8 protein-coding genes are annotated in these 6,948 nt (G+C 43.4%); 6 read left to right on the top strand and 2 right to left on the bottom strand.

Features of this window, described 5'->3' with window-relative positions; genetic code table 11:
• Window positions 1-114: 114 nt before the first annotated feature.
• Both AB3R30_RS26440 and AB3R30_RS26435 read left to right on the top strand, forming a co-directional pair.
• Complete coding sequence (locus AB3R30_RS26440) at window positions 115-384, top strand: hypothetical protein (RefSeq protein ID WP_458652193.1); 270 nt, start codon at window positions 115-117, stop codon at window positions 382-384.
• Window positions 374-766, top strand: coding sequence for a PIN domain-containing protein (locus tag AB3R30_RS26435; RefSeq protein ID WP_458652194.1), 393 nt, complete (start codon window positions 374-376; stop codon window positions 764-766). Before AB3R30_RS26440 ends, AB3R30_RS26435 begins: the two co-directional genes overlap by 11 nt.
• Window positions 767-794: 28 nt before the next feature.
• On the opposite strand, the gene AB3R30_RS26430 is transcribed toward AB3R30_RS26435, so the two are convergent.
• Window positions 795-923 carry a hypothetical protein gene (locus AB3R30_RS26430; protein WP_458652192.1) on the bottom strand — a complete coding sequence of 43 codons (129 nt, stop codon included), beginning with the start codon at window positions 921-923 and terminating at the stop codon, window positions 795-797.
• A 20-nt stretch (window positions 924-943) separates the two neighbouring features.
• Between AB3R30_RS26430 and AB3R30_RS26425 the strand changes: the two genes are divergently transcribed.
• From AB3R30_RS26425 to AB3R30_RS26410, 4 genes are all read left to right on the top strand, one after another.
• Window positions 944-1,531, top strand: coding sequence for a Uma2 family endonuclease (locus AB3R30_RS26425; protein WP_458652191.1), 588 nt, complete (start codon window positions 944-946; stop codon window positions 1,529-1,531).
• A 593-nt stretch (window positions 1,532-2,124) separates the two neighbouring features.
• Window positions 2,125-2,991 carry a ferredoxin:protochlorophyllide reductase (ATP-dependent) iron-sulfur ATP-binding protein gene (bchL, locus tag AB3R30_RS26420; RefSeq protein ID WP_458652190.1) on the top strand — a complete coding sequence of 289 codons (867 nt, stop codon included), beginning with the start codon at window positions 2,125-2,127 and terminating at the stop codon, window positions 2,989-2,991.
• 104 nt (window positions 2,992-3,095) lie between these two features.
• On the top strand, window positions 3,096-3,554 hold the full coding sequence (locus tag AB3R30_RS26415) for a DUF5331 domain-containing protein (protein ID WP_458652189.1): 459 nt from the start codon (window positions 3,096-3,098) through the stop codon (window positions 3,552-3,554).
• 166 nt (window positions 3,555-3,720) lie between these two features.
• Window positions 3,721-5,130, top strand: coding sequence for a ferredoxin:protochlorophyllide reductase (ATP-dependent) subunit N (locus AB3R30_RS26410; protein WP_458652188.1), 1,410 nt, complete (start codon window positions 3,721-3,723; stop codon window positions 5,128-5,130).
• Window positions 5,131-5,161: 31 nt separating this feature from the next.
• Here the strand turns inward: AB3R30_RS26410 and AB3R30_RS26405 are convergent, their stop codons facing one another.
• Entirely contained in the window at window positions 5,162-6,427 is a 1,266-nt protein-coding gene (locus AB3R30_RS26405; protein WP_458652187.1) for an O-antigen ligase domain-containing protein, read from the bottom strand.
• Window positions 6,428-6,948: the final 521 nt, after the last annotated feature.

Here is a 6,948-nt window from a genome sequence, read left to right as displayed (position 1 = left end):
TTGCGCTTCAACCTGATTGCAGCGATCATCAACTTTGAGCTTGCGCTCTCTGCTTGATTCATGCAAGAACTCTATTGTCTAACTAACGCAAAGGAATCAATCGGAGGTAAAGCCATGGAAACTCGAAGCCTTAGAACTAAAGTGGGTGAGGATGGGATATTAAAAATTCAGCTTCCTTCTGAAATCGCCAATCAAGAGTTAGATATCGTCATCGTATTTCAAACGACTGAAGGATTTTCCCACTCCTCAAAGACACCCGAAGAGTTAGGGTATTCTGGCAAATTTTTGAATGAGGTGATTGGCAGTTGGGAAGGAGAACCCCTAAAACGCCCAGAGCAACTTCCTTTCGACGAACGAGAGGAAATTCAATGGCATACCTCCTAGATACCAATGCCTGTATCCAAATCTTGAATGCTCCTACATCATTCATCACCCAACGAATGCTTACAATTCCGCGCCGAGATATTTTTTATGCACAATTGTCTATTGTGAGCTTTATTATGGGGCATTTAAAAGTTTGCAAGTTGAACGGAATTTGGCTCATTTGGAAAGCTTGTTTGAGGAGTTTACTACCGTATCTCTAAATATGGATGGTGCTAAACTGGCTGGGAAAATTCGTGCGAGCCTGACTGCAATTGGAACCCCGATCGGTTCTAATGATCTTTTGATTGCATCTGTAGCCATTGCCAACGATCTCACTCTTGTTACCCACAATATCCGCGAGTTTAGCCGTGTTGAGGGCTTAAAGTATGAGGACTGGGAATAGAGAATAGCGAAACTTATTTGTGGGCTGACTATCTGGCTAGACGAGATCGCTGTTGGGTAGAAAAGGGCGATCGCCCTTGAGCTAATCCTGTAGGAGCGATCGCTGTTGGGTAGAAAAGCGCGATCGCAGCGGTTAAAACAAGCGAGAATAGAACCAAATAACGTCGCGGGACACGCCATGAGCCAAAGCTTGTCTGAAAAAGTGCGCTGGACGACTGCCGATCTCGATCTCCTTGCAGCCGATGAATGGAAGCGCTACGAAATCATTGACGGAGAACTCTTTGTGACGAGGGCACCCCACTTTAGGCATCAATCTATTATTCTCAACATCTGTGCAGAACTGCGAGATTGGTCAGACAAGACGCAGTTAGGAGAAGCATTTCCAACTCCTGGCATCATCTTCAGCGATGCTGATAATGTCATTCCAGATGCGATTTGGATCAGTGTTGAACGAATAGAGCGTTTCACAGACGAAGCGGGGCATTTTATCGGCGCACCCGAACTGATCGTCGAAGTGTTGTCTCCGGGCGCTACCAATGAACGACGCGATCGCGAAGCTAAACTCAAGCTCTACTCATCCCAGGGCGTGGAGGAATATTGGATCGTTAACCGAGAACACCAACAGATCGAAGTATACCGCCGCGAGAATGCAGTCCTCAAGCGCACCGCTACTTACAACGCTCAAGACCGCATCACCTCAACAATTCTGCCGGGGTTTGAATGTCTTGTACAACGATTCTTTAGGCAGATTGGTTCAACTAAATAGAAGTTAAATAGGAGCGATCGCCCCTGAACTCATCACGCAGCAGCGATCGAAGAGTTTATACAAGTTTACTAAACATAAATAATTAATCATTTTTAACAAAAGCCCTAACAGCTTTCAAATATCAGTTTTCTCAAAGTTGCATCTTTATAAAGATTTAACCTAAACCTGCAAAAACCTCATTTCTCTACCAGTTTGAGGGTTTTCTTCCTAAGCTTTATTAATTTAATTGAGCAAAACCTCTCTAAAGCAGTTCCAAGATTCCTACCGCAATACAAAAACTTGTTTATACACCCAAAAAATATATTTTAGCTTGATTTTTTAAGTTTGATCCTATTTTTATAAAAAGAAATGCATAAAAAACGTTTGTCAGCGTAGAAAAACCAAAAAACGATATAAAGTGACGTAGGAAGTATTTATTGGCTTATTCTCTTTAATAGCTGCTATTTACGCCTTTACTGTCTTCCCAGCCAGCTTCCTTTAACTGCGAAGTTCGACAATAATGCTTGCAGTGACTTAAGAAACTTGCATCGTGATCAGTGCAACATAGCGCAGACTTTACTACCACCTTTAAGAGAAATTAGGAGACCAACGATATGAAGCTTGCTGTTTATGGAAAAGGTGGAATTGGAAAATCAACAACAAGTTGCAATATCTCTGTAGCACTTGCCAAACGCGGCAAAAAAGTTTTACAGATCGGCTGTGATCCCAAGCACGACAGCACCTTCACCCTAACGGGTTTTCTAATTCCAACCATTATTGATACGCTTCAGGAAAAAGACTATCACTATGAAGATGTTTGGCCAGAAGATGTCATCTACAAAGGATATGGCGGAGTTGACTGTGTAGAAGCAGGTGGACCGCCCGCAGGCGCAGGTTGCGGGGGCTATGTCGTGGGTGAAACGGTCAAGCTGTTGAAGGAACTGAATGCCTTCGATGAATATGATGTCATTTTGTTTGATGTGCTGGGCGATGTGGTTTGCGGCGGTTTTGCTGCCCCGCTCAACTATGCCGATTACTGCATGATTGTGACGGATAATGGCTTTGATGCTCTATTTGCTGCCAATCGGATTGCGGCTTCGGTTCGCGAAAAAGCCCGAACTCACCCATTGCGGCTTGCGGGTCTGATTGGTAACCGAACCTCAAAGCGTGACCTAATTGAGAAATATATTGAAGCGGTGCCCATGCCAGTGCTGGAAGTGTTGCCCTTAATCGAAGATATTCGGGTTTCGCGGGTGAAGGGAAAAACCTTGTTTGAGATGGCTGAAACCGATCCCTCTTTGAACTATGTTTGTGACTATTATCTAAATATTGCCGATCAGATTTTGGCAAGACCTGAAGGAGTAGTGCCAAACGATACGCCCGATCGCGACCTATTCTCGCTGCTGTCTGATTTTTACCTCAATCCGCAGCAACCCAAAGTAAAAACTGAGGAAGAAGTATTGGATCTGATGATGGTCTAATTATCTAAAAAGAGTTTTGAGTTTTGAAGATTAAGTTTCAAGTTGCTCGACAATAATGTGGAACTAAAGCTTCAAGCTCATTAACTCTTGTTTTAAGGTGTCGTGTGAATACTCAGCAGTTTCGTCAAACCATCAAGAAGAAATGGCTCGATTACTACGTTGAAAACCGTGTTTGGATCGCCCGGTTACAGGTTTGGGTTAATTGTGACGGACAACGCCGTCCCTCCTCCAGCTTCATACTGGCAACACTGGCTTCCTTAGAACCACAGCTAAATCAATTGCTCCCTTTGATTGTTGATTTAAGCAGTAATCCGGATCGAATCATCGCGGCTCTTGATCTCAACTTTAATCCAGATGAACAGCTAAAAGCGGCATCTAAGCCAAGTCCAAAAGCTTTGGAAAACGGCAGCGTTAAACAGAAACCAGCCAATGATGCACTCAAATTTCTTCCGGCAGCCTCATTTTATGAAACTGATCTACCCGCAAACCAAGTGTCTCATTTAATATCCAAAATTGATGAATCGTGTGAAGGCGGTCGTTCTGGGCGATCGGTTGAATCCTAAACCCAGAAGCTCTAAGTCGTTCTAAGTCATTCAGTGAATCACTTGCGAATAATTAGAAAGATCGACTAGTGGCTCCCTGAAATATACTCCCTAAAAAACTCTCGGTTTACTGAGAAATCGACTTTTTTAAGTTAAAAACTGACAATTTGTTTTAGAGGATACCGTAATGACCCTTGCCGATACCCAACCCCAAGCGTTGACGTTTGAATGTGAAACAGGGAACTATCACACATTTTGTCCCATTAGCTGCGTCGCTTGGCTATACCAAAAAATTGAAGATAGTTTCTTTCTGGTGATTGGAACAAAAACCTGTGGATATTTTCTGCAAAATGCCATGGGGGTGATGATTTTTGCTGAGCCTCGCTATGCAATGGCAGAACTGGAAGAAGGCGATATTTCTGCTCAATTGAATGATTATGAGGAGCTAAAACGGCTTTGCCTCCAAATTAAGCGCGATCGCAATCCCAGTGTGATTGTCTGGATTGGTACTTGCACCACCGAAATCATCAAGATGGATTTAGAAGGGATGGCTCCTAAACTAGAGTCTGAACTGAGTATTCCAATTGTGGTAGCTCGTGCCAATGGTCTTGATTACGCCTTCACTCAAGGTGAAGACACGGTGCTAGCTGCCATGGTGCATCGCTGCCCCGAAAAAGCAATAGAGACAGAGAAAGAAGAACGAAATGCGATCGCAAAACTGCTGAACTTCGGACGCAAAAAAGAAGACATTGCCACCGACGAAGCTGAATACATTGACCATCCACCCCTTGTCCTATTCGGCTCCCTACCCGATCCAGTCGTCACCCAGCTAACCTTGGAACTGAAAAAGCAAGGCATCAAAGTCTCCGGCTGGCTACCCTCCAAGCGCTACACCGAACTCCCAATCATTCAAGAAGGCTACTACGTAGCAGGCGTAAATCCCTTCCTCTCCCGCACCGCCACCACCTTCATGCGTCGCCGCAAATGCAAACTGATCGGTGCCCCCTTTCCAATCGGTCCCGACGGCACCCGCGCTTGGGTCGAGAAAATTTGCTCTGTTTTCAACATCGAACCCAAAGGTTTGGACGAAAGAGAAGCGCAGATTTGGCACAACCTAGAAGAATACACCAGCCTGATTCGTGGAAAATCCGTCTTTTTCATGGGCGATAACCTCCTAGAAGTTTCCCTCGCCCGATTCCTGATTCGCTGCGGCATGACCTGCCCCGAAATTGGCATCCCATACATGGACAAGCGCTATCAAGCCGCAGAACTTGCCCTATTAGAACAAACTTGCCGGGAAATGAATGTTCCCACACCGACAATTGTAGAAAAACCAGATAACTACAACCAACTGCAACGGATTAAAACACTACAACCCGATTTAGTCATCACAGGGATGGCTCACGCAAATCCGTTAGAAGCTCGTGGTATCAACACAAAATGGTCGGTTGAATTTACCTTTGCTCAAATTCATGGGTTCGCCAATGCACGGGATATCCTAGAACTCGTTACTCGTCCGCTCCGCCGGAACGACTCTCTCAAAAATCTAGGTTGGGACAAACTGGTTAAAGATGAATTTACCTCCTCAGAGATCTAAACAATCTCTATGGTTCTAATCAATCAGAATTTTAAGATATTGCCGCCATTTGCCCATTTATTTGGGCAGTGGTAGCCTGTTTTGGTTTCACAGAAACAGTTGCCAAACCACCTGCCGCCAACATAAAAATTGGGTTGACCATAGCATTTAACACAGAATCAAACATATAAAGCGTGATGCATACCGCCAAAGTAGCAGCCGGAGCCACCATTGGGCGCAACCATAGTTTTGCTGGGTAGCGGACACAAAAACTAATGACGGGCAACAAGATGGACGCGGTTAATGTTGCTAAACCATAGGCACCCTGAAGTCCAAACACAATAATCCACAAGCTATCAGTAATAGAAATATCTTTTCCATACTCATCAAATACTCGGTTCCTGGCAAACCCTCCCCACCCAAACATTACATTTTCACGCGCTCTTGCACCCAATATTTCTTCATTATCAAACCTGAATTTAACTGAGGCGACACGTTCTGCATCAAACGTTTGAGACAAAGTATCAATGACTTGTTTGTTAGGAAAAGTGCCCGTAACTCCCAGATATAGATACCAGCAAATTCCTAAAATAAGTATCCAAAGTAAAATAGCAGTGCGAAACTGCCAGGCGACAAAAAGAATAACCAGCCCTAATAAAAATAGGGTGTAAGCCCCTGTGGATCGGGCAATGATGAAGGTGATTAATAAGAACGATAGCAGCAAGACTATCGGCTGGTTCAATACCCGTTTGACTCCCGTTCGCCAAAATGTAATACCCATTAGGCACGCAGTCATTAACCAAACCCCTAACATCAAACCATGCTCTAAAAATACTTGCGGTCTATATCCTCCGTAGCGAATAGATTGAGAGGCATCCCGCCCTGTATTCAATCCATACACAAGAATATGGAGACTAGAAAAGGTGCGGCTTTCATACCAACAAAAGGGAATATAAATTAATCCGCCGAGGAACAATCCAACTGCCAATTGGCGTAATCCAGCAAAACTATCTAAATAAATACGCCCCAAAAAGTAGGGAACCCCCCACGTTACAATTTGAACTTGCGTAGTTGAAAACCCATCGTAGGCACCCAAATCATTCACAACAGAGCTAATGAATGGACTGGTACACCACAAGACCATAGGAATATCAACCCAACTGAATTTAAATGAACTAATTCGTTTTGGATTAAATATAAATGTTGCTATCAAAATTCCATAACAAGCGGCTGACATTTTCGTATAGGCAGGAATTCCAGGGACTTTAAACATTGCAACAGGCAGAAAGAGCCAAGCAAATATGAAGCTCATAATCATTGACTGTCGGGCTGGATACCGTTTGAAGATATACAACACGGCTGGAATCCAAGAAAACATCATCAATGAAACAAACGCATTACCACCCATAGGTTAAATTAGGCTCGGCTTAGAGGAATCGTTTAAACAAGTAAGAGCGATAAATCTATAAATGTAAAGCTGCTATAGAGCAATTTTGCATTATTTTGCATTATGAAAATGATATCAATGACATTAGGGACATTAGGAAGTATGCCTAAGGCACTAATTTTCATCTATAGGACAGTTTAGACAGCCAGTTTAAAATTAACCTAACTATAGATGAGTAGCGATCGCGCGGGGAAAAGCCAACAAGGACTATGTAAAAAATATAGAAGGCAACAGCTCATCAAAATCGAATTTAACAGACTTAATCAAGAACGTGTATGACATCCCCAAAAACTATTTCTTTGATTAGTTTTTTTTGACTAGTAGTCTGTCAAGAAAGAATTGATGGATAGAGACGCTTGAGTTTGATGCGGGCATCTTGAGTCGTAAATTGC

The sequence above is a fragment of the Sivoneniella epilithica UHCC 1019 genome (genome assembly GCF_040830845.1).
In the GTDB taxonomy this organism is placed as follows: Bacteria; Cyanobacteriota; Cyanobacteriia; order Leptolyngbyales; family Leptolyngbyaceae; genus ULC077BIN1.
The sequence above is the reverse complement of the archived record's forward strand: the minus strand, read 5'-3'. Positions and strand labels throughout refer to the sequence as shown.

Bases quoted from the DNA above. Each gene is read 5' to 3' on its own strand.
- AB3R30_RS26440 (WP_458652193.1), top strand. From the start codon at position 115: ATGGAAACTCGAAGCCTTAGAACTAAAGTGGGTGAGGATGGGATATTA.
- AB3R30_RS26425 (WP_458652191.1), top strand. From the start codon at position 944: ATGAGCCAAAGCTTGTCTGAAAAAGTGCGCTGGACGACTGCCGATCTC.
- bchL (WP_458652190.1), top strand. From the start codon at position 2,125: ATGAAGCTTGCTGTTTATGGAAAAGGTGGAATTGGAAAATCAACAACA.
- AB3R30_RS26410 (WP_458652188.1), top strand. From the start codon at position 3,721: ATGACCCTTGCCGATACCCAACCCCAAGCGTTGACGTTTGAATGTGAA.
- AB3R30_RS26405 (WP_458652187.1), bottom strand. From the start codon at position 6,427: ATGATTATGAGCTTCATATTTGCTTGGCTCTTTCTGCCTGTTGCAATG.